This is a genomic window from Echinicola shivajiensis, from assembly GCF_018642165.1.
Classification (GTDB): domain Bacteria; phylum Bacteroidota; class Bacteroidia; order Cytophagales; family Cyclobacteriaceae; genus Echinicola; species Echinicola shivajiensis.
The window spans coordinates 541,418-565,054 of record NZ_JAHHZM010000001.1 but is presented as its reverse complement, the minus strand read 5'-3'; the positions used below and the strand labels follow the sequence as shown (position 1 = coordinate 565,054).

Annotated in this window: 20 protein-coding genes; 8 read left to right on the top strand and 12 right to left on the bottom strand. The window is 37.4% G+C overall.

Going from position 1 to position 23,637, the window contains the following annotated elements; translation table 11 throughout:
• Positions 1 to 53: 53 nt before the first annotated feature.
• Genes KMW37_RS02250 through KMW37_RS02235 form a run of 4 tightly spaced genes read right to left on the bottom strand, consistent with a single transcriptional unit; the run spans position 54 to position 2,249 of the window.
• The gene (locus KMW37_RS02250; protein ID WP_215222966.1) at positions 54 to 818 is read right to left on the bottom strand and encodes an MBL fold metallo-hydrolase; all 765 of its coding nucleotides are present in this window, start codon (positions 816 to 818) and stop codon (positions 54 to 56) included.
• On the bottom strand, positions 815 to 1,093 hold the full coding sequence (locus tag KMW37_RS02245) for a hypothetical protein (RefSeq protein ID WP_215222965.1): 279 nt from the start codon (positions 1,091 to 1,093) through the stop codon (positions 815 to 817). The genes KMW37_RS02250 and KMW37_RS02245 overlap by 4 nt, the downstream gene beginning before the upstream one ends.
• Positions 1,094 to 1,116: 23 nt before the next feature.
• Positions 1,117 to 1,497, bottom strand: coding sequence for a response regulator (locus KMW37_RS02240; protein ID WP_215222964.1), 381 nt, complete (start codon positions 1,495 to 1,497; stop codon positions 1,117 to 1,119).
• On the bottom strand, positions 1,494 to 2,249 hold the full coding sequence (locus KMW37_RS02235) for a response regulator (protein WP_215222963.1): 756 nt from the start codon (positions 2,247 to 2,249) through the stop codon (positions 1,494 to 1,496). Before KMW37_RS02235 ends, KMW37_RS02240 begins: the two co-directional genes overlap by 4 nt.
• A gap of 54 nt (positions 2,250 to 2,303) precedes the next feature.
• Here KMW37_RS02235 and miaA point away from each other — a divergent pair, with 54 nt between their 5' ends.
• On the top strand, positions 2,304 to 3,221 hold the full coding sequence (miaA, locus tag KMW37_RS02230) for a tRNA (adenosine(37)-N6)-dimethylallyltransferase MiaA (protein WP_215222962.1): 918 nt from the start codon (positions 2,304 to 2,306) through the stop codon (positions 3,219 to 3,221).
• Here the strand turns inward: miaA and KMW37_RS02225 are convergent.
• Complete coding sequence (locus KMW37_RS02225; protein WP_215222961.1) at positions 3,206 to 3,538, bottom strand: hypothetical protein; 333 nt, start codon at positions 3,536 to 3,538, stop codon at positions 3,206 to 3,208. The two genes, miaA and KMW37_RS02225, sit on opposite strands and share 16 nt — an antisense overlap.
• Positions 3,539 to 3,540: 2 nt before the next feature.
• On the bottom strand, positions 3,541 to 4,512 hold the full coding sequence (pfkA, locus tag KMW37_RS02220; RefSeq protein WP_215222960.1) for a 6-phosphofructokinase: 972 nt from the start codon (positions 4,510 to 4,512) through the stop codon (positions 3,541 to 3,543).
• Between the two features lie 1,044 nt (positions 4,513 to 5,556).
• Here pfkA and KMW37_RS02215 point away from each other — a divergent pair.
• The 6 genes from KMW37_RS02215 to KMW37_RS02190 all read left to right on the top strand — a co-directional run bounded on the left by KMW37_RS02215 (position 5,557) and on the right by KMW37_RS02190 (position 15,465).
• A complete protein-coding gene (locus KMW37_RS02215; protein ID WP_215222959.1) occupies positions 5,557 to 8,643 on the top strand; it encodes a T9SS type B sorting domain-containing protein in 3,087 nt (1,028 codons plus the stop codon).
• 26 nt (positions 8,644 to 8,669) lie between these two features.
• Complete coding sequence (locus KMW37_RS02210) at positions 8,670 to 9,617, top strand: PorP/SprF family type IX secretion system membrane protein (RefSeq protein WP_215222958.1); 948 nt, start codon at positions 8,670 to 8,672, stop codon at positions 9,615 to 9,617.
• 220 nt (positions 9,618 to 9,837) lie between these two features.
• Complete coding sequence (locus KMW37_RS02205; RefSeq protein ID WP_215222957.1) at positions 9,838 to 10,869, top strand: NAD-dependent epimerase; 1,032 nt, start codon at positions 9,838 to 9,840, stop codon at positions 10,867 to 10,869.
• A gap of 108 nt (positions 10,870 to 10,977) precedes the next feature.
• Positions 10,978 to 12,027, top strand: coding sequence for a dTDP-glucose 4,6-dehydratase (gene rfbB / locus KMW37_RS02200; RefSeq protein ID WP_215222956.1), 1,050 nt, complete (start codon positions 10,978 to 10,980; stop codon positions 12,025 to 12,027).
• Between the two features lie 187 nt (positions 12,028 to 12,214).
• Complete coding sequence (locus KMW37_RS02195) at positions 12,215 to 13,012, top strand: polysaccharide biosynthesis/export family protein (RefSeq protein WP_215222955.1); 798 nt, start codon at positions 12,215 to 12,217, stop codon at positions 13,010 to 13,012.
• Between the two features lie 2 nt (positions 13,013 to 13,014).
• Entirely contained in the window at positions 13,015 to 15,465 is a 2,451-nt protein-coding gene (locus KMW37_RS02190) for a GumC family protein (RefSeq protein ID WP_215222954.1), read from the top strand.
• A gap of 52 nt (positions 15,466 to 15,517) precedes the next feature.
• Here KMW37_RS02190 and KMW37_RS02185 read toward each other — a convergent pair whose 3' ends face one another.
• Both KMW37_RS02185 and KMW37_RS02180 read right to left on the bottom strand, forming a co-directional pair.
• Positions 15,518 to 16,759 (bottom strand): anthranilate synthase component I family protein, encoded by a 1,242-nt coding sequence (locus tag KMW37_RS02185; protein ID WP_215222953.1) that lies wholly within the window; start codon positions 16,757 to 16,759, stop codon positions 15,518 to 15,520.
• A gap of 80 nt (positions 16,760 to 16,839) precedes the next feature.
• Positions 16,840 to 17,562, bottom strand: coding sequence for a YceI family protein (locus KMW37_RS02180; protein ID WP_215222952.1), 723 nt, complete (start codon positions 17,560 to 17,562; stop codon positions 16,840 to 16,842).
• Positions 17,563 to 17,706: 144 nt separating this feature from the next.
• Between KMW37_RS02180 and KMW37_RS02175 the strand changes: the two genes are divergently transcribed.
• The gene (locus KMW37_RS02175; protein WP_215222951.1) at positions 17,707 to 18,222 is read left to right on the top strand and encodes a gamma carbonic anhydrase family protein; all 516 of its coding nucleotides are present in this window, start codon (positions 17,707 to 17,709) and stop codon (positions 18,220 to 18,222) included.
• A 1-nt stretch (position 18,223) separates the two neighbouring features.
• Here the strand turns inward: KMW37_RS02175 and KMW37_RS02170 are convergent, their stop codons facing one another.
• The 4 genes from KMW37_RS02170 to KMW37_RS02155 all read right to left on the bottom strand — a co-directional run bounded on the left by KMW37_RS02170 (position 18,224) and on the right by KMW37_RS02155 (position 23,542).
• Entirely contained in the window at positions 18,224 to 19,381 is a 1,158-nt protein-coding gene (locus KMW37_RS02170) for a hypothetical protein (protein WP_215222950.1), read from the bottom strand.
• A gap of 117 nt (positions 19,382 to 19,498) precedes the next feature.
• Positions 19,499 to 20,935: a hypothetical protein gene (locus KMW37_RS02165; RefSeq protein WP_215222949.1), complete on the bottom strand. Its 1,437-nt coding sequence runs from the start codon at positions 20,933 to 20,935 to the stop codon at positions 19,499 to 19,501.
• Between the two features lie 257 nt (positions 20,936 to 21,192).
• Complete coding sequence (locus KMW37_RS02160) at positions 21,193 to 22,212, bottom strand: cytochrome d ubiquinol oxidase subunit II (RefSeq protein WP_215222948.1); 1,020 nt, start codon at positions 22,210 to 22,212, stop codon at positions 21,193 to 21,195.
• A gap of 4 nt (positions 22,213 to 22,216) precedes the next feature.
• Positions 22,217 to 23,542: a cytochrome ubiquinol oxidase subunit I gene (locus KMW37_RS02155; RefSeq protein WP_215222947.1), complete on the bottom strand. Its 1,326-nt coding sequence runs from the start codon at positions 23,540 to 23,542 to the stop codon at positions 22,217 to 22,219.
• Positions 23,543 to 23,637: the final 95 nt, after the last annotated feature.

Genomic DNA, 23,637 nt, shown 5'->3' with positions numbered 1-23,637 from the left:
CTTTTTTTCAAGGGCAGGACAAAGAAATTTTAAGAAGTGATAATTAAGATGCATTAGTCAAGTGATATCTTTAAGCCATCATGAGCTAGGAAAACATTGTCAGGAAGCTGTTCTTGGATTTCCTGATGGCAGCCTAGTTTGTGGCTGATATGTGTCAAATAGGCTTTTTCTGGTTTTATCTCTTCAATTATCTCCAAGGCCTCATCCAATGTAAGGTGGGAAATGTGTTCGGAAAGCTGAAGGGCGTTTAAGACAAGGGCTTTGCTGCCCCTTATTTTTTTCATTTCTTCTTCAGCTATATATTTTGCATCAGTAATATAGGTAAAGTCCTTTATCCTATACCCAAAGACAGGTAATTTATAGTGTAGTACCCCTATAGGGGTAAAGGTGACTTCATGGACATCAAAGGGCTTGTTTTGGATCTCATGGGTGATTACCTGTGGTACTCCCGGATATTTCTTTGAGGAAAACACATATGAGAACTCCCTTTGAATTTGTTCAAGGACAGGTTTTGTGCCATAGATCGGCATATCCTTTTTCTGCATAAAATTAAAAGGACGTATATCATCAAGACCTGCAGTGTGGTCTTTGTGCTCATGTGTATAGATGACCGCGTCCAGTTGTGATATGCCTTCTCTGAGCATTTGAGATCGGAAATCTGGTCCCGTATCAATAACAAAGCTTTTTTGGTCAATTTCAATATGGATTGAACTTCTTAACCTTTTATTCCTGAAATCAAGGGAAGTGCATACATCACATTGACAACCAATGACAGGGATACCTTGAGAAGTGCCTGTTCCTAAAAAAGTGATATTCAAAGTTTAAGTTCGGTTTGTTGGAGTTCAATATAGAAATCTTGGTTTTTTTTATTTTTAAACTCCTTTGGGTTAAAATTCAATTCTTTCAGAATGTCTATTAGGGTGTTTATTTTTCCCTCAAGTGTATAATATTTGTTGATTATAACCACCTTGGTGTCCTTTAGTATGCAGTAACCTGATTTGAAGTTGCCCTTTTCATATCTCAACATATAGTCAGATTCTGCAAATAGGCTCTCGATTTTATCAAGGTTGTTTTTTGTATACTTAATGGCCATTGTTGCTGGTCAATATTAATGTGTTATTTGTTCAGGTGTTTTTTTACCGTGGCAAGAAGCAAGTCGTAGTCAAGCGGCTTTTGAAGATAATCGTTCAGTCCTGCTTGTTTAAAATCATCTAGGGTGTAGTTTTTATAGTTACCAGTTATGGCAATAATGGGGATTTGGGATTTTTGAGGATCTGATAAGTCCCTGATAGCCCTGGTACATTCTATGCCATCCATCACAGGCATATTGATATCCATTAGGATCAGATCATAATCTGCTTGTTCCAATTGGCTCAATACCTGTTTGCCATTTTTGACCGCTTTGATTTCATATTTTTCAAACATCAAAACGTTTTTGGTGAGATTGATGATAACCGAACTGTCTTCTGCTACCAATATTTTTTTATTGTCGCTCATTCTTGTCCCTGATTGGTTTGTTGGCTGAGGTGGTTCTTAAAGTTTATAAAATGATTCTGCAATGTTAAATAATCTTCGTTGATATTTTCAAACTTTGTATTCTTAATTTTTTGTTCAAACTTCCCTGCTTCGATAAATAATTTTTTTGCGCCAAGGGTTCCTGAATTCCCTTTTAATATATGAAGTTTTTCTCCAATGTCAGAAAAATTTTTCCGTTTGACTAAATTCTTGATTTCATCTAGTATTCCCTGCGCCTCTTCAATGAAATCATCATAAACCATTTTAATGTTTTCTTCTGAATTATATTTTTTTAACTGGTTATAGACCTTAGTGTCCAGAATTTCACAGATTCCAGTTGGGGTTTCTGTTTCACTTTTTGGCTTTGCAGAGTTATTTAATTGATAATATATGCTTTCAAGTAGGTGTTTTGGTTTTACAGGTTTGGCAATAAATTCATCAAATCCTGCAGAAAGAAAATATTCTCTGTCATTTTGGTTAGAAAATGCGGAAATGGCAATTATAGGGGCAATGGTTAGGTTTTCTTCCTTGATGATTTTTAGAGCGGTAATTCCATCCATTACGGGCATCTGGATGTCCATAAGGATGAGGTCGTAATTTTGGGTTTTTATTTTGCCAATTGCTTCCTTGCCATTTTCGGCAGTTTCAAACTGGTAGTCATGTGCAATAATATTCTCAAAAACCTTACGGTTGAGATTATTGTCATCCACTATTAGAACCTTTTTATTTTCCATGACCTTATAATTATTAATTTTGGACCAATTAATTCATACAATGAATACCTTTTGATGGTCTTGGAAAGTGATAAATACCTTATTGTTGTTGTTGGTCCTACTGCTGTAGGAAAAACAGATTTATGTATAAATTTAGCTAAAAAATTCAATACAGAAATTATTTCTTCTGATAGCAGACAATTTTACAGGGAGATGGAATTGGGGACTGCTAAACCGAGTAAAGATGAGCTCAGAGAAGTGAAACATCATTTTATCAATAATCTGTCTATCTTCGATGAATATGATGTAAGGAAGTTCGAAAAGGAAGCTTTGGGGCTTATGGCGACCTTGTTTGAATCCCATGATGTCTTGATTATGACAGGAGGTTCGGGATTGTTTGTCAATGCCATTTGTGAGGGTTTTGATGATATTCCTGATATTGATCCCTCTATTAGGAGATCACTCAATGATTTGTATGAAAAAGAAGGGATAACTGCTATCCAAGAAAAACTCAAAAAGCTTGATCCAGAATATTACTCAATTGTAGACCTTAATAATCCACAGAGATTGATTAGGGGCTGTGAAGTAAGCTTAGGTACAGGGAAGCCGTTTAGCAGCTATAGGGTCAAGAAGAAAGCTAGCAGGCCTTTTAATATAATAAAGGTAGGTCTAGAGCGAGAGAGAGAAGAACTTTATAATAGGATAAATTATAGGATGGATTTGATGGTTGAGGCAGGGCTCTTTGATGAAGCTGAAAAGCTATTCCCGCATAGAGAACTGAATGCTTTGCAGACTGTGGGCTATTCAGAAATTTTTGGTTATTTGGCAGGTGAATATGACAAAGAAGAGGCCGTACGACTGTTGAAGAGAAATTCCAGACGCTATGCTAAAAGACAGTTTACTTGGTTTAGAAGAGATAATGAAATCCAATGGTTTTTGCCAGAAGATCAAGGAGAGATTTTTGACTATATAGAGGATCAGATAGCGCGATAACCAAATGATTTGGCTACAAAACTGTACGGTTTAGTAGCGATCAATTCGTTGTACTGATGTCTGAGTAATTTGACTTTTCCCAAAAGGACTTTTAATGACTTGGTTTTTTGGGAATCCATATCCTGGACCTTTTTTATTTCAGCTTCAATTTTATCAATATTAAAATCTTGATCTTTCATCTCAAGATTTAATGAATCGGCTAATTTTGATAGAGCGGTTTTATATTGCTCTTTTTTTGCTTTGATGCTTTGGTTGACCACCAAAGCAAAGAGAAATACAAAACCGCCAAATGTCAATAATATTGGAATAAACCCCATGCTTAGATACTTAGAATTTCTATAAGTTTTAGGGTGTCTTTGTTCAAAGGTTTGTTTTTGGTGATGCAGTCTTCGAAGCTTGTATAGACCACTTCGTCATGAATAATACCGGCCATGCAGTTGGCCTTTCCGCTTAATAAGCCTTCAACAGCTGCCATCCCACATCTACTTGCAAGCATTCTGTCTTTTCCAGTTGGATTGCCACCCCTTTGAATATGACCAAGTGTGGTCACTTTAAAGTCCTTGGTGTCATCATTGATAGTGTTTTTGACTTTTTCCATGATTTCTGCTGCATTGCCTTCCTCATCACCCTCAGCTACTACGATTACACTGGAAGTCTTACTCTTGGAGCTAGTTAGTTTTTCAACTACTTCATTTAATGTGGTTTGGGTTTCTGGTACCATTACCATTTCAGCACCTCCTCCAAGGCCGCATTCCACAGCGATATAGCCACTATCCCTTCCCATTACTTCAATGAAGAAAATACGGTCGTGGGCTGCAGCAGTGTCCCTGATTTTATCTATAGCTTCAAGAGCGGTGTTAATGGCAGTGTCAAAACCAATAGTGAAATCGGTGCCATAAATGTCGTTATCGATAGTGCCAGGACAACCAATCGTAGGAATGCCAAATTCCTCATAGAATACTTTGGCGCCCGTAAAAGTACCGTCTCCACCAATGGCAACTAGTCCTTCAATACCATGCTTTTTTAATTGGTCATAGGCCTTTTTTCTGCCCTCTTTGGTACGGAAGTCAACACTTCTGGCTGATTTAAGGATGGTTCCTCCTCTTTGTACAATATTACTTACGGCATGGGATTCCATAGGATTGATTTCTCCTTTGATCATCCCATCATATCCATACATGATGCCATAAACTTCAAGTCCGTGATAAATCCCTGTTCTCACGACTGCCCTTATGCAGGCATTCATTCCAGGAGCATCTCCGCCTGATGTTAAAACAGCTATTTTCTTCATTGGTTTAATTAGGTTTTTTAGTGCGCTAAAATTAAGGATTAATGAATGGATTTTTAATTAATTGGTGAATTCTTTTCTGTTATTAACACATGGTAGTTATAGTTGGAAATTGTTTTAATTGACAATCAATTTAATTTGCATTAAATGTTTATTCTTTGTTCAAGGTATTTAATACGATATTTTGGTGGTTTTTTTTGAATTTTCGTTAGCCTTGTTATATTTGTTATTACGGAATTACGCAAAATAAAATTCTATGAAAAATAAATTAAAATGTATTAAGTTTTGTGTTTTTCAAACTAAAATATTTGTTTTTCATAACTAATTCAGTAATTGTTAATCGATATTTTAAAATTATTACTTATGATTAAACACCTTTACATTTAATTATTTCTTCTTTTAGGCTGAGCTTTAAATTGATTGTTTGATAAAAAAGTTCAGCTTTTGAAAGGGCTTAATACTTTAACTAATTCATTGATAATTTAAGAATTAGTTAAGCATGTTTTATCCCCTGGGAGTCTTTGGATTCAATTAAAAGAAGGGATTTGTTTAGTATAGTGCTAAAAAGGAATTCTAAAGGACAAAGTCTAACCAGCTTTGCAAGGTTCTTTTTAGCTCCGAGAAATTTTCTGTTGGATCGAAATGATTGGCAGACACATAGAGAGTTAATCAACTATACAAGTACTTTATCACCAAGGATCGGAATTATTTTAAGATCAATTTATTTTCTGAACCACACACACTGAAAGGAAAATAAATCAACTACCTACCACTCATAGCTGTTTTCTTTGGGATTTATTCCATAGTACAGTGTATAAAGCCATACGCTGAAATATTGCGAGATTCAATTAAAAGTGATTTTCTGATAAGTTATTTATTGTTCTATGCTGTGATCAAATGGTCACACCGAATAATTAACTGTTTAATAGGAGATTACTGTTTAGCTGAACAGCATTTGGGAAAATGCTAGCAAAAGAAGTTTGACCAAGGTCTACTTTTGGTTTTGCAAGATATTAATGACGTTAATAGACACCTGAATTTTATACAATGAAAAGAAATCTACTTTCAATTATTTTGGGATTTGTCATCATGCTTTGGTTCTGCCCAATGGTATATGCAGAGGCGGGGGAGTTGCCTGTAATTTCCACAACGCCGGGGTATACTGAGTTTGAACCAGGCAAGGGTGCCGTAATCATCGATTCTGGAGTGACCGCTACGGATGAAGATTCTGATTTGGCTTCAAAGGCCGTAGTGAAGTTGTCGAACAGACCTGATGGAGGTAATGAGTTTATTACTATAAGCCCTGAGGTTGTTGATTTGGCTGAAGATAATGGACTTATCGTAAATTATGATTTTACCAAAGGAGAATTGACTATTGAGGGACTGGCAAGTTTTGAGCTATATCAGGAAATCCTAAAGCAGCTTACTTATAATAATGTGTCGGGTGTTCCTAATATTGATGATAGACTAATCCAATTCACTATATATGATGAAGAAGGTAATTTAAGTGATAGTAAAACTAGGATTATCCGAATTAAGAACGTACAAGCTGTGATTACCAATGTGGAGATTTCAGATGATGGATGGTATGGTATTGGGGAGGTTATTGAAATTAGTTTGATTTTTAATAGGCCGGTATTTGTTTCTGATGGTAATCCTTACTTTTTGGTTAATCTAGGGGGAGAGGAAGTGAAGTTTTTATATGGTTCAGGCTCAGGTTCTACTGAGTTAAAGTTTACTTACACAGTAGTAGAGGGGGATGTAGATGATGATGGGATTGAAATTAATACCGAATTACTACTCGATGGAGCAAGCATAAAAGATAGTATTGGGGAACTAGCAGATTTGACCATTGGAAGTTTTCCTGATCCTTCCGGAATTAAAGTAGATGGTGTTCGTCCATATGTGATTGATTTGACCTTGCCGGCTGATGGTAGTTATGCTGTTTGTGGTGAAAACACATTAAAGTTCAGCTTAACTATAAGTGAAGATATTAACATAGAGGGTGAAGGCTTGACCTTGGTGTTTACAATGGATTCAGGAAATCGAATAGCCAATTATGTGGCGGAAGAAAGTAATGCTCAATTATTGGTTTTCACCTATAATATAGCTTCAGGTGATGCTGAGGCAGATGGGATTGAGATAGTAGGGCTAGCGCTAGGTGATGCCATGATCTTAGACAGGGCTGATAATTCTTTAACGGATTTAACCTTGACCAAAACCGAAGTAAAGGGAGGAAACAATATTACAATAGATGGCACTGCACCGGCAGTTCCAACTGTAACTGCAGCGACTCCAGATTCAGGAGTTGATTCAGCAGATGGAATTACCAACACAAATGGGTTAAGCATTGCTGGTTCGGCAAGCGAAGGAGTGACGGTTAAAGTAATGATCAATAATGATGAGGTTGGCCAAACAGATGCAGATACAGATGGGAACTGGCAATTAGATATTAGTGGATTGGATTTGGCTGAAGGGAATTATTCTATAACAGTTTCGGCCGTTGACGAGTCTTGTAATGAAAGTGAACCAAGTGCGGAATTTGCATTACAAATTGATAAGACCGGACCTGTACTGACTGGGAAAAATATTGAAGTGGCTTTAGCTGAAGATGGAACTGTGGCCGTAACGCCTGCAATGTTAATAGAGGCTGTTACAGATAATTTTACTGCCACAGATGAGATAGAGCTACTGCTGAGTGAAACTAGTTTTTCTTGTGAAAATGTAGGAGAAAATGATTTGGCCTTAACTGCAACGGATTTGGCAGGCAATGCTACTACTATTGAACTTGTTTTGACTATAGTTAGTAATGAAACTCCAGAATTGATCATCCAAGATTTGGAATTGGAACTAGACGCGGAAGGTCAGGTTGAAATCACTTATTCCGATGTGGTTACTGGTTTTTCTGGCGGTTGCTACACCATGGAGGATTATAGCTTTGAGTTGAGCAAAAGTGTATTTACCTGCTCAGATATTGGAGCACAAACCATTACTTTAACCAGTACAGCTCCAAATGGAGAAGTGACAGAACATGAGGTTTCAATAAATGTAATGGATGCGCTTGCACCTGAAATTTCCGGAATAGAAGGGAATATTGATGTGTACGTTGACTCTTCGGGCGAGTATGTTTTGACTGATGTGACCCCGGAATTTGAAATCACGGATAACTGTAGTGTGACCAGTTATTCCCAATTACCTGCATCTGGAACAGTTCTAAGTGGTTATAATGAACCGATTGAAATTAAAGTACAGGCGGAAGATACTAGTGGAAATGTTCAAGAAGCAGTATTTACGATCACTTTAAAGAGCCAGATTATTGAAAATATTGAAGATCCTGAAATCATTACAGTCAGTTGGGGAACAACCATAGAGGAATTACCGCTTCCTGAGCAAATAGAAGTTGAATTGCTTTCAGGTGAAATTGTGATGCTGGATGTAAATTGGGACTTGTCGAGTTATGACGGAATAGTTCCTGGGATGTATACAAATTCAGGAGAATTGGTGCTTTTTGGTGATATGGACAATGCTAGAAATTTGCAGCCAAGTCTAATTATCATGGTTTTGGAAAAAGAGTTGCCAACTGATATTGAATTAAGTGATGATGAATTTTCAGTAGAGGACAATCCGGAAGCACCACTGGGAACACTTACTACAGTTGACCCAGATGACGATGTCCATACTTATGACTTATCTGGTGATAATCCCGATGAGCAATATTTCTATATTTTAGGTGATCGACTTTTCTATGATCCAGAAAATATGCCTGAGGGGCAAAGTGAATACACTATTACAGTGACAAGTACTGATAGATTAGGAAATACCATTGCCAAAACCTTCGTGATCAATAGGACCAAGCCAGCTTTAGATGACTTGAATATTCCAAACGTATTTACTCCAAATGGAGATGGTATTAATGATGAATGGGGTATTTCTGCCCTTCAATTCTATGAGGCAGTTAAGGTAATGGTCTTTGAGCGAAGCGGTAAAATGGTCTTTGTGACTTTTGATCCTGCAGAAAGATGGGATGGAAAATATGAAGGAGTGGACTTACCTGTAGGTAGTTACTATTTTATAATTGAAATAGGTAGTGATGGTCAAAAGAGAAGAGGTGTTGTGACTTTGATTAGGAATTAACCAGTGCCATTGAAAAAAGAAAAAAGATGAAAAAGATATTAATCATATTGACCGTTTTGTTTCCACTTGCGCTGGGTGTTACGCATGCACAAAGTAGAAAATACATCAGTCATTTCAGTAATTTTAAAAGTTACTATAACCCTAGTTTGGTAGCACATGAGGGGAGTGTAGCGCAAAGCATTGTTCGGAATCAGTGGGGAGGTTTGCCGGGTGCACCAAAAACTATTTTGGGAAGTGTAGAAGGAGATTTTTCTCAATTGAGAAAGGTGGATAGTGTAGGGATAATAGGTAGGAATGCAGCTGGCTTGGTAGTATTGTTTGATCAACATGGGCCGTTTTCTGAGACCGAAATATTGTTGAATTATACCAATAGAGTAAGAATTACCGAGAATCATATGTTAGGTTTAGGTGCCGGAGTGAAATACCTGAATACTGAATTGGATGGAACCAAGCTTTCTCCAGAACAAGAGAATGACCCAAGTCTCTCAAGGTACATGGGGGGATTCGCGGAGAATAAAGCATTTGATTTTAATCTGGGGGTAAGTTTGATTAGTAAACAATATTACTTGTCTTATTCCCTTCAAAATGTCAGTAGCGGAAAAATCTCAAGTGGAGATAATTTTTATAATGCGAGATCACCGATCTCAAATTTTCAAGCAGGTTTCCGAGGTATGGTCAGCCCAAATGTAGGTTTAGTAGGGAATATGCTTTATAGAATGCAAAGAGATTTGCCTTTTCATCAGGAATTTAATGTAAAGGCGGTGATGATGGAGAAAGTATGGTTGGGTGTAGGGCACAGAGTAGATTACGCAACAAACCTTCAGGCTGGATTTATGTTTGATCGCTTTAGAGTAGGATATGTATATGAAATGTCCACTAAAAGAAATTCTAAAATGTACGGAAGTACACATGAATTCATGGCTTCTTTTAGCTTGTTTGAAAAAGGCAAGAAAGGAGCTTTGGGAATTTGGTAGTCACTTGATTTTCCTCAATTAATAAATGAAAAATCGCACTGGTTCAGTGCGATTTTTTTGGTTTAACTTGTTGAATTTCTTGTATATTGTAAAAAGGGGGAATAAAGAACATGTTTTTTATTTAAAGCTTTTAATTGCCATTTATGAATATTGGCAATATGGATAGTAATAAATGGCCTAAATTTGAAATTGGAAAAAGAATGCAAAACATAAATCGCCTATGAAATTTTTGGTAACAGGTGCTGCTGGATTTATCGGCCATGCCCTGGCAAAAAGACTTTTGAATGAAGGACATGAGGTAGTTGGTCTGGATAGTATCAATGATTATTATGATGTTAACCTAAAGTACGGAAGACTTAAGGATTTAAATCTGGATATTATTCAAGTCAAAAGAGACAATGGAGAGGCTATAAAATCTTCATCCGGATTTTCTTTTTATAAAATGAAGCTTGAGGACTACGATGGACTAATGCAACTTTTTGAAAAGGAGAAGTTTGATGTGGTGGTTAATTTGGCAGCGCAAGCCGGGGTCCGCTATTCCATAGAAAACCCAAAGGCTTATATTGATGCCAATATTGTAGGATTTATTAATATACTGGAAGCCTGCCGGCATTTTCCAGTTAAACACTTGATATATGCATCTTCAAGCTCTGTTTATGGAGCCAATAAAAAGATTCCTTTTTCTACTTCAGATAATGTAGATCACCCTGTTAGTCTTTATGCGGCCACAAAGAAATCTAATGAATTGATGGCGCATACCTATAGTCACCTTTATGGCATACCTACTACTGGTTTAAGATTTTTCACAGTTTATGGACCTTGGGGAAGGCCAGATATGGCGATGTTTTTGTTTACAGATGCCATTGTGAAAGGAAAGCCTTTAAAGGTATTTAATCAAGGCAAAATGCAAAGAGACTTTACCTATATAGACGATATAGTTGAGGGAGTCTACAGGGTATCATTGAAGGCACCTGAAGCAGTGACCGATTCTGGATTTTCAAAGGCTCCTTACAAAATTTATAATATAGGGAATTCCAAATCAGTTAACTTAATGGATTTCATTAGGGCCATTGAAAATGACCTGGGGAAAAAGGCCGTTTTGGATATGCAGCCAATGCAGGCAGGGGACGTTCCAAGGACTTATGCGGATGTGTCTGACCTGGCAAATGATACAGGTTATCAGCCCAATACTGCTATTGAACAAGGAGTTGCTTCTTTTGTGTCCTGGTACAAGGATTATTATGGGATTTAGTTTTACAGGGTAAATTATGTAATTGCCCTTTGTAGCATTAACTTTACATGCCTGTTTGGGAAATCAAGTCCCCGAAGATCTCTGGGGGCTTCAGTACAAAATATACAAATGCAAAAATCAATTTTAATTACCGGAGGAGCAGGCTTCATAGGAAGCCATGTAGTAAAATTATTTGTCTCAAAATATCCTAAGTATAAAATTGTCAATCTAGACTGTCTTACTTATGCAGGTAATTTAGAGAACCTCAAGGAAGTAGAAAATGCTGATAATTATGCTTTCGAAAAAGTAGATCTTTTGGATGAGAATGCTTTGAAGGAAGTTTTTGAAAAACATGAAATCACAGATGTCGTTCATTTAGCTGCGGAATCCCATGTGGACAGGTCTATTACTGATCCCTTGGCATTTGTTAAAACCAATGTAATAGGAACCGTTAACTTACTTAATGTTGCCAAGAACTATTGGCAGAAATATGAACCTCATCTTTTTTATCATGTTTCCACTGATGAGGTTTACGGTTCATTAGATGATGGTGGCTATTTTGAAGAAACCACATCTTATGATCCCCAATCTCCTTATTCAGCATCCAAGGCTTCTTCCGATCATTTTGTGAGGGCTTATGCAAATACTTATGGTTTAAGAACAGTTATCAGTAATTGTTCAAATAACTATGGACCAAATCAATTTCCTGAAAAATTGATTCCTTTATGTATTCACAATATCAAAAACAAAAAGCCCCTACCAATTTATGGAAAAGGTGAAAATGTGCGTGATTGGCTATATGTGATTGATCATGCTCATGCCATCGATAAAATATTTCATAAAGGGAAAGCGGGAGAAACCTACAATATTGGAGGTTGGAATGAATGGCAGAATATCAATATTGTTAAGTTACTTTGTGAAATCATGGACAGGAAGCTGGGCAGGGAGGAAGGTGAATCTGCTCGATTAATCACTTTTGTTAAAGACCGAGCGGGGCATGATATGAGGTATGCCATTGATGCTACTAAACTAGAAAAGGAGCTAGGCTGGAAACCTTCCTTACAGTTTGAGGAAGGGATAGAGAAAACCGTGGATTGGTACTTAGAGAATGAAGAGTGGTTGGAGCATGTGACTTCTGGAGATTATCAGAAATACTATAATAAGCATTATGCATCCTAAGCATTAATGCTAAGACAATAAGGCCAAAGTGAATTTTAACTGAAATGAACTTTGGCCTTTCTTTTTTGTATTTTATTTGTTCATTGTTGAAATACTGCAGTGAGTTTATTTTTAAGGTATTTTTTAGATTTCCAAAACTTAGATATTATAGTATATTTGGATAATGCTTAATCTCAAATTGGACTGAATGAAATATTTTCTACTTGTTTTAATCGTATTTGTTTCCCTGTCTTCATGTGTAAGTAACAAGCGATTAAATTATTTGCAAAATTTGCCAGGAAATGAACCTATTGAATTGGAAGAGTTTATTCCTTACGCTGAAGTAGATTACGAATATATTTTACAGCCGTATGATGTGGTAGATATCGATTTTGCTTCTTCAGATGAGGAGCTTACTAAGGTGTTTGAATATCAGGGATCCCGTAGTGCCAGAGGTGGAGGAGCCAGTGGAGGAGGCGATATTTTTTATTTTACAGGTTATAGTTTGGATAAGAATGGGATGGTACGTATTCCTAAATTGGGACAGATAAAAATAAGTGGATTAACTGAGGAGCAGGCTAGGAAAAAAGTTGAAGAAGAGATTAACATGTATTTCAAAGAGGAAGTATATGTGCGCTTGAGAACTGGGGGGATTCGCTTTACCACATTGGGGGAATTCTCTAGCTCAGGTACAAAGGTGATTATGAAGAACAGGGCTACGATATTTGATGCTTTGGCCATGGCGGGGGAAAGTAATATTTTGGCCAAAAAGAATGAACTATATTTAATCAGGCAATATGATGGAGGAGTAAAGATTCATCAAATAAACCTGAATGATAGGGCGTTATTGGCATCATCCTTTTATTTCATACAGCCTAATGATATCCTTTATTTACAGCCAATGAGTATTAGACAGGTTGGGGATGCCAATAACCTGACCACTGCATTACAATTAACAATTGGATTAATCACTTCTGTGCTGTTTTTTGTAGCGTTGACTAAATAAGTATGATAGACCAACAAGACATATCGAAGTTTGAAGAAGAGGTCAAACCAATTGATATAAAGTATTACCTGATCAAGTATTCCAGGTATTGGCCTTTGTATGTTTTAAGTATTGCGATTGCTTTGACTTTGGTCTTTTTATATCACAGGTATACTGTGGAGCGATATGAAGTCCAAGGGAGTATTTTGATCAAGCGAAATTCCTCGCCTGAGGTGAGGATCTTGGATAGGTCTAATATATTTTCTGGAATGAATAACCTGGAAAATGACATTTTGGTTTTTACCTCTAAGAATTTGGCAGCGGAGGCATTAAAAAAGCTACATTTTGATGTGAGCTATTTTGCATCGACCAATATTAAAGAGGTAGAATTATATGATAAATCCCCTATTAAGGTTCATGTGGATTGGAATCATATACAGCAGGAAAATAGTTTGATACAGCTTACCAAAGTTGCTGAAAACGAATTTGTTCTAAATAAAGAAGAAAAGAGTTGGGTAAATTATTTTTCAGCTAAGGCAAGAGGCCCTTTTGATGAAGAAATATTAGATAAATCCTATCGATTTGATGAAGTTATAGCGTCCAATCGATCAAAGTTTTGGATAGAGGAGTTACGTCCTTTGAGAATAGGAGAGAAACTTTCTTTTGTTATTCATAATCCAACTTCCTTGATCGATCATTATGCCAATGCTGTTTCTGTAAGGCCTCAGAATAATTACGGTTCTGTATTGAGGGTGACTTTGGTTTCTACCATTGTCGAGAAGGGAAGGGATTACGTGAATGCACTGATGGATTCTTATATTGAACATGATCTTAAGGAAAAGAATCTTATGTCCGAAAACACGCTTAAGTTCATCGATGACCAGATGTATATTGTGGAGGATTCACTTAGGTCAGTAGAGCAAAGGATGTTGGATTTTAAGGTGGATAACCAATTGCTGGATGTCAATTCGGAGTTTGGAGGTGTGCTGGGGAAGATTCATCTTTTGGAAGAACATATTCAGGAGTTGGAATTTGAGTTGGGTTATTTTAGATCATTGAAAAAATACCTGGACGACAGGTCTAGCGATTATAGCGAGGTCCTTGCTCCTTCCATGATGGGGATCAATGATGGTTTGCTGAGTGGAATGACACAGACATTGATGGATCTTTCAATGGAAAGAAGGAAGCTATTGTCTGCAGTTAATGAAAACCATCCAGATGTGCTAAAGCTGGATAAGCAGATTGAAAGACTGAGAGAGAATATCTATGAAAATATTCGCAACCTGGTAACTAATACGGAAGAGAAAAAGGCAACTGCTAAAGCAAAACTTGCGGAACTTGATCAAGAGTTTTCTAAACTTCCCCAAGCGGAATCTAACTATACCAATATTTACAGAGAATATAAACTTAGGGAAAATCTGTATAACTACTTGTTGGAAAAGCGCGCTGAAGCAGGGATTGCCAAGGCTTCCAATGTATCAGACAATTCTATTGTGGATTATGCTAGAAGAGGTAATTTAATATTTCCTCAAAAATCTCAAAATTATGGATTGGCCTTCGGTTTGGGTTTTTTTATTCCCCTTGGTTTACTCTTACTATACCATTATCTGAACAATAGGATAATGGACCAAATACAGCTTAAAAACTCCATCAGGATTCCATTGCTGGGAACCATCGGTTTTAGCGAGAAAGATACAAATATGTTGGTGGCGGAATATCCTAAGGCTATTGTTTCAGAGTCCTTTAGATCTTTGAGGTCAGCTCTTTTTTATATCGCTAGTGAAAAGAAATGTAAGCGGATTTTGGTGACCTCTAGTATTTCTGGAGAAGGAAAAACCTTTGTGAGTTTGAACTTGGCCTCGGCGATGGCCCTCAGTGGGAAGAAAACCGTTATTCTTGGAATGGATCTAAGGAAACCAAGGATTTCTCAATATGTAGGGGTTAGTAACCGGAAGGGTTTATCATCCTATCTTGTGGATAAAGCTACCAAGGAGGATATCGTCCAGGCAACCAAATATGATAATTTGTATTTTGTTCCTTCTGGACCTGTTCCGCCAAATCCGTCTGAACTTTTGTTGAAATCTAAATTGGAGGATTTGATCATTGAACTTGAAAAGGATTTCGATGTAATCATAATGGATACCCCGCCATTGGCTTTGGTGTCTGAAACCATGGATTTATTGAGGTTTTCCGATGTAAACCTCTATATAGTAAGGCAGGATTACACCCATAAGAAATACCTTTTGATGATCAATGACCTTTATGCCAACGACCAAATAAGGAATTTCTATTGTGTGTTTAATGGTTTGAAAGCTGGAGGTGATGTTTATGACTTTGGTGGCTATAATTATGGGTATGGCTATAATTATTCCTATATCAGAAAAAATAAGTATACGGGAAATTATTATGAGGAAGAAGGCAAGCCTGCAAAGTCCGGTTGGCTGGGGAAAATCCTTTCATTGTTTAGGATTTAATACTTTTGCAGTTGTCTTTTGAGGTCCAGGGGGATTGAAGTTATGTGATGTTTTATTCTCCAAGCACCTTAAAAATGGTGCTTGCTTTTAAATGGCATTCATCAAATTCATATTCCGGATTTGCATCGTATGTAATGGCGCTTCCTGCAGCAAAAAACAATTGATTTGTATTCTTGTCTACAATGATACTTCTGATAATTACGCTTAAATCAAAATCACCATTTTCTTTGATATAGCCTACTGCTCCGCTGAACCAGCCCCTTTTGAAGTTTTCATACCTATCTATCAATTCCATACATTTAATTTTGGGCGCACCCGTCATACTGCCCATAGGGAAGGTATGCGAAATGACTTGATCAAATGTTGTCTTTTCCTTAAGTGTGGAAGATAGGGTAGAGATCATTTGGGATATTTGTTTGAAAGGATAGATGCCGAAAAGTTCCTCTACCTGAACAGTCCCAGGGACAGATATTCTTGCAAGGTCGTTCCTCATTAAGTCAACTATCATAAGGTTTTCAGCTTTTTCTTTTTCACTGTTCCTCAATTCTTCCTGGAGCTGTAGGTCTTCTTCTTTTGTTAGCCCTCTTTTTATGGTTCCCTTAATAGGCTGAGCAGTAATTCTTGAGTTTTCTTTTTTTATAAACCTTTCGGGGGAGGCTCCAATTAGGTATTGCTCCTTAGCTTTGAAAAAACTACTAAAAGGCATAGGGGACAGATCCTGAAGTTTCCAAAATACAGATAGAGGATCAAGTGATTCAAATTGGGCTTTGAACGCGATACAGTAATTGAGCTCGTAAATGTCTCCCTCTAGGATGTGATTTTGAATGTTTTTTACATTTTGAATATAGTCTTCTTTAGAGGTGTTAGTAATTATTCTGTTGATTTTTGTGATTTGGTTGGGGATTTGAAATTGATGGATTTGCTCCATTATCGAATTTGGATCGTCATGCCGAACGATCATTTCTTTCTCATTAAAGGAAATGCTTAAGTCGGCCAAGAATACTAAAGTTTCTGGGCAACTTACAAAAGCAGGATTGTCACTTTGGAGTCTTTCAAATTTGTTTTTTAAATCATAACTAAAAATACCCGCTTTTGGTCCAGGAAAGCTATCCAATTCATGCCAGTTTATGGAAGTATTCCCTGCATATAAAATGTGCTCAAATCCTCTCTTAGGATATTGGATGTTATTGTGATTATGGTAAGAAAGAAAAAGGTGGTTTTCGCAGGCCCATGAAACGGCCTTTTCCAATAATCCTGGTTGGAGGGGATATTCCTTTCTTTTCTTTCCTTTCATGCACCAAAAATAAGGGAAAGGACATAAAAAAAGAGGAACTCCGTGGAATTCCTCTTTTATTTATTTGCGGTTAACTAATATTAGTTCGCTTTAATTTCAAAGCCCACATTTACAGTATTGTAAATGAATTTGTCTTTAGCTTTGTCAACTGCGGTGCTTTCGTCACCATATGATAATCCCCAATCGGTTCTGTCAATGTTAAATCCGGCCTTAGCAGAAACTGCGTCACCTTCAATTTTAATCGCTGCAGGGAATTTGATATTCTTGGTTGTACCTCTCATGGTAAGATTACCACTGATCCAGTGAGTAGGTTCATCTACCATTTGTTCACTTAATAATTTAGGAGTATAATCAGTTTTGAACTCTTCTTTGTCCTCAACTTCAGGATTAGCAGAGAATGGTTCAACTGAGGTTACCTCAAAAGTTGCTTTTGGATAGTTAGCAGCATCGAAGAAGTCTGGTGACTGAAGATGTCCATGAAGTTTTCCGTAACTTTCTTCCGTTTTTTCCATGTCATGAATTTCTAGGGCAGTGATATCAAAGGTGAATTCACCACTGGTGATGTCAGAACCTTCTAAGCTGATTTCTCCGCTTGTCACAGGGATGATACCATAATGCTTTCCAGCTGGCTTGTAACCTGTCCATAAAACCTTACTTTCAGCTCCATTTACGCTGATCGTTTTTCCTGTGGCTTGAGCTACCTCTTTGGCTCCAGAGGTTTCTACTGTCCCTCCTTTTTGACCGCAAGACGCAACTAATAATGCTCCTGCTAGTAATAATCCGGTTGTCTTAATTAAATGCATAGTTGTTTAAATTTATTATGTGTCAAATTTGATGTATATACATGTAAATTTAAAATTAGTAAAAAAGGTTCATTGTCAAATGAAAAAACTAGATTTGATTTTAAATATAACGAGGAATTGAATTTGATTGTTTAGGAGAAAATTATGGCTTTGTTAAAAAAAATAAATGGGAAAACGCCCAAAATGGGTTCAGAATGCTGGCTGGCGGATAATGCAACAGTGGTAGGGGATGTTGAAATGGGCGATAATTGTACTGTATGGTTCAATGCGGTAGTGCGTGGTGATGTGCATGAAATTAGAATTGGGAACAATACGAATATTCAGGATGGTGCTGTTATTCACTGTACTTACCAAAAGGCAGGGACATATATCGGAAATAATGTCTCCATAGCTCATAATGCCATCGTGCATGGATGTATTATCCATGATAATGTATTAATAGGAATGGGGGCGATTGTGATGGATAATGCAATCATAAATAGTGGAGCAATTATCGCAGCAGGCGCAGTGGTTTTAGCAGGAACTGTCGTTGAGGAAAACAGTATTTATGCAGGTATGCCTGCTAAAAAAGTAAAAGATATTGGTCCAGAAATGATGGAGGTTATTGCAAGAACAGCAAGAAACTACCCGGTATATTCCAAGTGGTATCAGGAGGAATAAATTAATCCGGAGCCATTTTCGGGGTTACTTGACAGCATCTTGCAATTATCTGTAATCCATTGGCTTCATAATTACTGTTAGGCCCAGTAATTTTCATGTTTCTACATACTAATAGGGACAATGTTAAAAGTGGGAAAATTCCTGGGTTATTAATTTTTGATCCATTGGAAAGCCATCCTGGCGATTGCCCATTAAGTGACCAGCCTTGCATTGACATTAAATACCCCATGAACCAAGGGCGGCTGATGTCTGCTCTTGTATAGCTAAAACTCACTTTTATATCCTGTTGCTTACTGTCTTTAAGGATAGTACTGAGCACAGGCCATTCCTGATCAGCAGTTTCATCTGCAAAGTTATTGGGGATGATATAGGAAGGGTGATAGGTTGATGTAGGGTTTATCGTACTACTTAAGGAAGTGGTCTCAAATTGGTTCTTAGCATTGTAAAAGGTTTTGCCAGCCAAGGAAAGATCGGAATTGCTGAGATTCTCTTTTGGAACGGAAGATTTTTGTGATGAGTTGATTTGCTTGATGCTTCCTGCTAAAAAACTAGCAGAAGCTTCTTCATGTATGGGAGAAAGTTTTTTTACCAATGATTGAAGTGCGGTTTGGTTTGACTGGATAGTTTTCCTTGACGGGTTTCCTGATATTATCTTGTTGGCGATATCGATTGATATTTTTCTTTCTAGTTCAATAATAGATTCTCGCTCTTGGTAAAGGTTTAATTTATCCTTGATATTTTTTGTTTTGGGTTTGACAGTAGTTAATGCAGCACCAGAAATATCCTGAAATGCACTAAAGTTTTGACCGACTTCTTTTTTTATTGAATTGCTACCATCACTTTGGTCAGTAATATTGGCTGATAGAATCAAATTTCCGTAAACATCCTCTACTGTATTGGCACTAGGAGTGAATAGGTTGCTTATGAAGGGAATTGGGTTCACCAATCTTGAAATATTTTCAGTGGAGGACATTAAGCCATTGGGATTATTAGCTGTCCAAGGATTATTGTATTCTTTTTCATTTAAAGTTTCAGGTGGCCAGGAGAATAAAAATTGGATTTCATTCCCACTTGTTCCATTAAAAGATCCTTGGGAAAAACCTGAAATCAAAAGGTTTTCCAATTGTTTTTGGAAAAACGAATCGTTGAAAATAGACATATCGAAATAGGTTAAGGTGAGAAAAAGTAAAATACGGCTCACGTGAACCGTATTTTAGTCAAATTATTAAAAATGATTGTTGAATCGATCAGCACTGATTTCCCTGAAATCCCAGCGCTATTTTTCAATGGCTTCGGCACTGGATTTTTTCTCTTCTTTGGACGAATTTCCTTTTGGCGGGGCAAAAGGAACAATGTTATTTACCCAACCAATGATCTGAAGCCCGTCATTTGAAATTGTACTTCCATCAAATCGAGAATTAAACTTTTTGTCTGTATTTCCAGTGGAATAGGATCCACTGATGGAAAACGGACCCCAACCAAAGCTGGCAGAGGTACTTAACTTGCTTTCTATCAGGGAAGAGTCCTCTTGGGAAAAATCTGCAGATATTTTCAAATCTCTCACCGCAATGAATGAGGTAGGTAGCAGTGGAAAAGGAGTGTTTAAATCCTGATTCCTTGTTCCATTGGATAACCCTCCCGGCTCATAAGCTTCACCTAGGTTCCAGCCTTTCATCGAATACAGGAGATTATTATACCATGGCCGGTCAATCATGATCCTACAAAATTTGAATGAAACCTTAAGATTACTTGTGTTGCTTGACATTGAACGGTGACTGTCCTCTTTATCAAAACTTCCACCCACATTCCATAATCCCCAACTTGCTTTTCCTCCAGCGCTTATTTTAGTAAAATCAGAATGCTCAGAGGTATGGATTTCATTGGAATTGATTGTCACTTCAGTCCATTCCTCTGCTGCTCCAGGAGCAAACCAGTTGGCGGGCATGGCGTAGGTTGGATACCATGATTTATTGGGATCGGTAATTCCAGCCCTTTTGTAACCTTCAAAAGTTTCTCTTGCCTGCTTGAAGGCTACTCCAACTTGGTTGTTAGAGGACTGAGCCAATATAGCGAGCATATCCTCGACTTTTGTTTGTTGGGCATTAACCAGGTCCTCATAAGCTGACTTAACTGCAGATTGATATGTGGGGCCGATTAATGCAAATTTTCTTTGGTCTGCTGGATTTGACATGTCATATTGAAAATAATTTGACATCAAAGTAACCACTGCATCATTATAGGCTTTCAATTTTCTTTTGTAATTACTGTAAACTGGTGAGTCGACCTTTACTTTTACAGCCTTACCTTCATCATTATAGGTAACACCATCAGTGTGCAGAAAATTAAATGCTTTATTGTATGCCTCTTTGGCTTTTGGATCCTCTGGAGGTGGGATTACTTGTGCATTGACAGTGGTTTCATATACCATGGTCAACCTATTGCCATTTGGACTTGAAATAGGGTTTATGGATAGTAAATTATCTACCAAAGCAGAAAAATTCTCCACCGCTTCCATACTTCCTTCCGGATTATTTGGGCTAAAGGGATTTGCAAACTGTCCAATGTCAATTTGTTGGCCTGGCCAGTTAAGGCTAAGGTAGGTTTGGTCAGCTTGGCTGGTTGCGGGAGAGTCTACTCCTTTTGGAGGATTGGTATATGCACTAAAAAGCGTATCATAGATCGCCTGTAGCATTTTTGAATTTTGATCTGGCATGACTTGAATTGTTTTTATTGATAAAAATTTAGCTTAACGCCCTAACGTCTTGGGCAAAAATATTTTCCGGAAAACTATAAGTACCAATTGGTCCATGTACTCAATCTTGTAGATCAAAAGTCATTAATAATTAACTATATAAATAGCGTATAATTACCTGAATACATTTTCAGGTATATACACCTATATTATGGTGAATTTTGTTGTTTTAATGTAAATAAGTGTAAAAAGTAAAGGGAATGGGGACTTTCGTAAAATTAAGAGTGTTCCTCAATTTTATATGGAGTTTTTTGAAAACTGTAAATTAAGTAGAACAAGGCTGGCAAAATGAAAATACTCCCAACAAGTAATGCAATAGCCAAGCTGCTTAAAGTGGCAGGTCCTGCAGCAGCATTTTCAAGTGTCAATGTTGCGCCTTTCATACGAATGAAATCTGGATACTGACTACTGAAAAGGGTAAATAAAATCAGGGTAACTTGAAATCCTGTGATGATTCTTAAACTGTTTACTTTATGTTTTTTTAATTGAACCCAAGTGAAAGGCAGTGAAAGTGTGGCAGCTATTAAGGCTATTAATCCTAATGGATGCTGTAATAATTGATGGATCAAAGAGAGCCCTTCCATTTCCCCAGCAAGAAAAACCAAACCTCCAGTTATAACAGTGAGCAAATTCATTCTAAGTGCTTTTTTTCTAAATATTTCCCTGTCTTCCACAGTATTGGCTTCTCCAATAAGGTAGATGGCAGCGAGCAAACCACAGATGACCACTGTAAATATTCCTACAGAAATGGGGAATATAGCTAGCCAAGGATAAATATAAGCAGAAACAAAATCAGTAGCATTGGGATCTATTCTTCCTGATATTACAGTTCCTGCTAAAATCCCTAAAAATAATGGAGTCATAAAGGAGGAATAAACAAATATCACATTGTATATTTTTTGGAAATGATCCTTTACTGCATCATAATGCCTGAAGATAAAGGCTGTTCCACGGGCGATGATTCCAATCAATAATAAGGAAAGTGGGATGTGAAGGTATACGGAAACGGTGGCATATATTTCGGGAAATCCCACAAATAGGATAACAATAGCAATAATTAGCCACATATGATTGGCCTCCCAGATAGGGCCAATAGCTTGGTAAGTCAATAATCTGGTCTGTTCTTTTTTGGAATCCTTTGTGAAAAGTTCAATGATTCCTGCACCAAAATCAGCCCCTCCAAAAAGAAGGTAGAAAAGAATGGATATGTACAAAAAAGCAATAACAACGTAAAGCATGTTTTTACTGATTTAGAGGAAGTGAGAGGTCTTGGTCTTTATCTAGACTATTGATTTGCCTGATCAATAATAATGTGACTATAGCCGTTAATGATAAATAAATTGCAGCATATAAGATAAAGGAATAAACTATACCAGGCATGGGAGTAACTGCTTCACTGGTCCTCATGATTCCATAGAGTATCCAAGGTTGTCTGCCCAGTTCCGTGACAAACCATCCTGCTTCAACAGCAATGAAGCCTAGAGGTGTCATCAAAGCCAATAGCCATAAGTATTTGTTAGAGTAGATATAGTTTTTCTTTCTCCATTCTCCAAATAACCAACTTATGCCAACTATCATTAACAAGGTCCCGCAGGCTACCATGATTTGGAAAGCAAAATGGGTGATCAGTACAGGAGGATGTTGGTCCTTTGGGATTTGATCCAGCCCGGTAACTTCAGCATTAAAATCCCCATGAGCCAAAAAACTAAGTGCTCCAGGGATTCTAATGGCATATTTTACTGTTTGGCTATCTTCATCAGGAATGCCGCCAATGATCAATGGTGCTTTTTCTTCTGTGTGAAAATGAGCTTCCATCGCAGCAAGTTTGGCGGGTTGTCTTTGTGCAACGTCTTTGGCAGAAAGGTCTCCGCTCAGAGGTTGTAATATGGCTGCTATCGCTCCAATGGTCAAGGCAATTTTGAGAGCACTTTTGTGGATTTCTTTATTTTTGCCTTTTATCAGCATAAAAGCATGTATGCCTCCCACTGCAAAACAGGTGGCCACAAATGCAGCTAAGACCATGTGCAAGGCCTGTGTAAACCAGGCATCATTGAACATAGCAGCGATTGGGTCAATATTAATATATTCACCATTCACAAAATCAAAGCCAGCTGGGGAATTCATCCACGCATTAGCGGATACGACCAAAATACCAGATGCCAATCCGCTAATACCAACTACTACTCCTGTAAACCAATGGAACCAAGGATTGAATTTATTCCAACCATAGAGGAAAAAACCCAAAGCAATGGCTTCTATAAAAAAGGCTGTTCCCTCCAGTGAAAAAGGCATTCCGAATATTGGGCCAGCGTGCTTCATAAACTCAGGCCATAATAACCCCAACTCGAAGGAAAGCATTGTTCCAGAAACCGCTCCGGTTACAAAGAAAATAGCTACACCTTTACTCCAGGCCTTGGACAGGGTTTTGTACTTTTCTTTTCCGGTTTTTAGGTATTTGTAATGAGAAATGGCCATCAAAAACGGCATGATCATTCCGATACAGGCAAAAATAATGTGAAAGCCCAATGAAAGCGCCATTTGAGATCTAGCAGCTAATAAATCATCCATATAAGGAAATTTGTAAAGAATTTATCCTCCTTGAATTTACGGTTTTTCTCTTATTGGGTTGGTTTGTGATTTAGGGTTTTTTGCAGAATGAATAG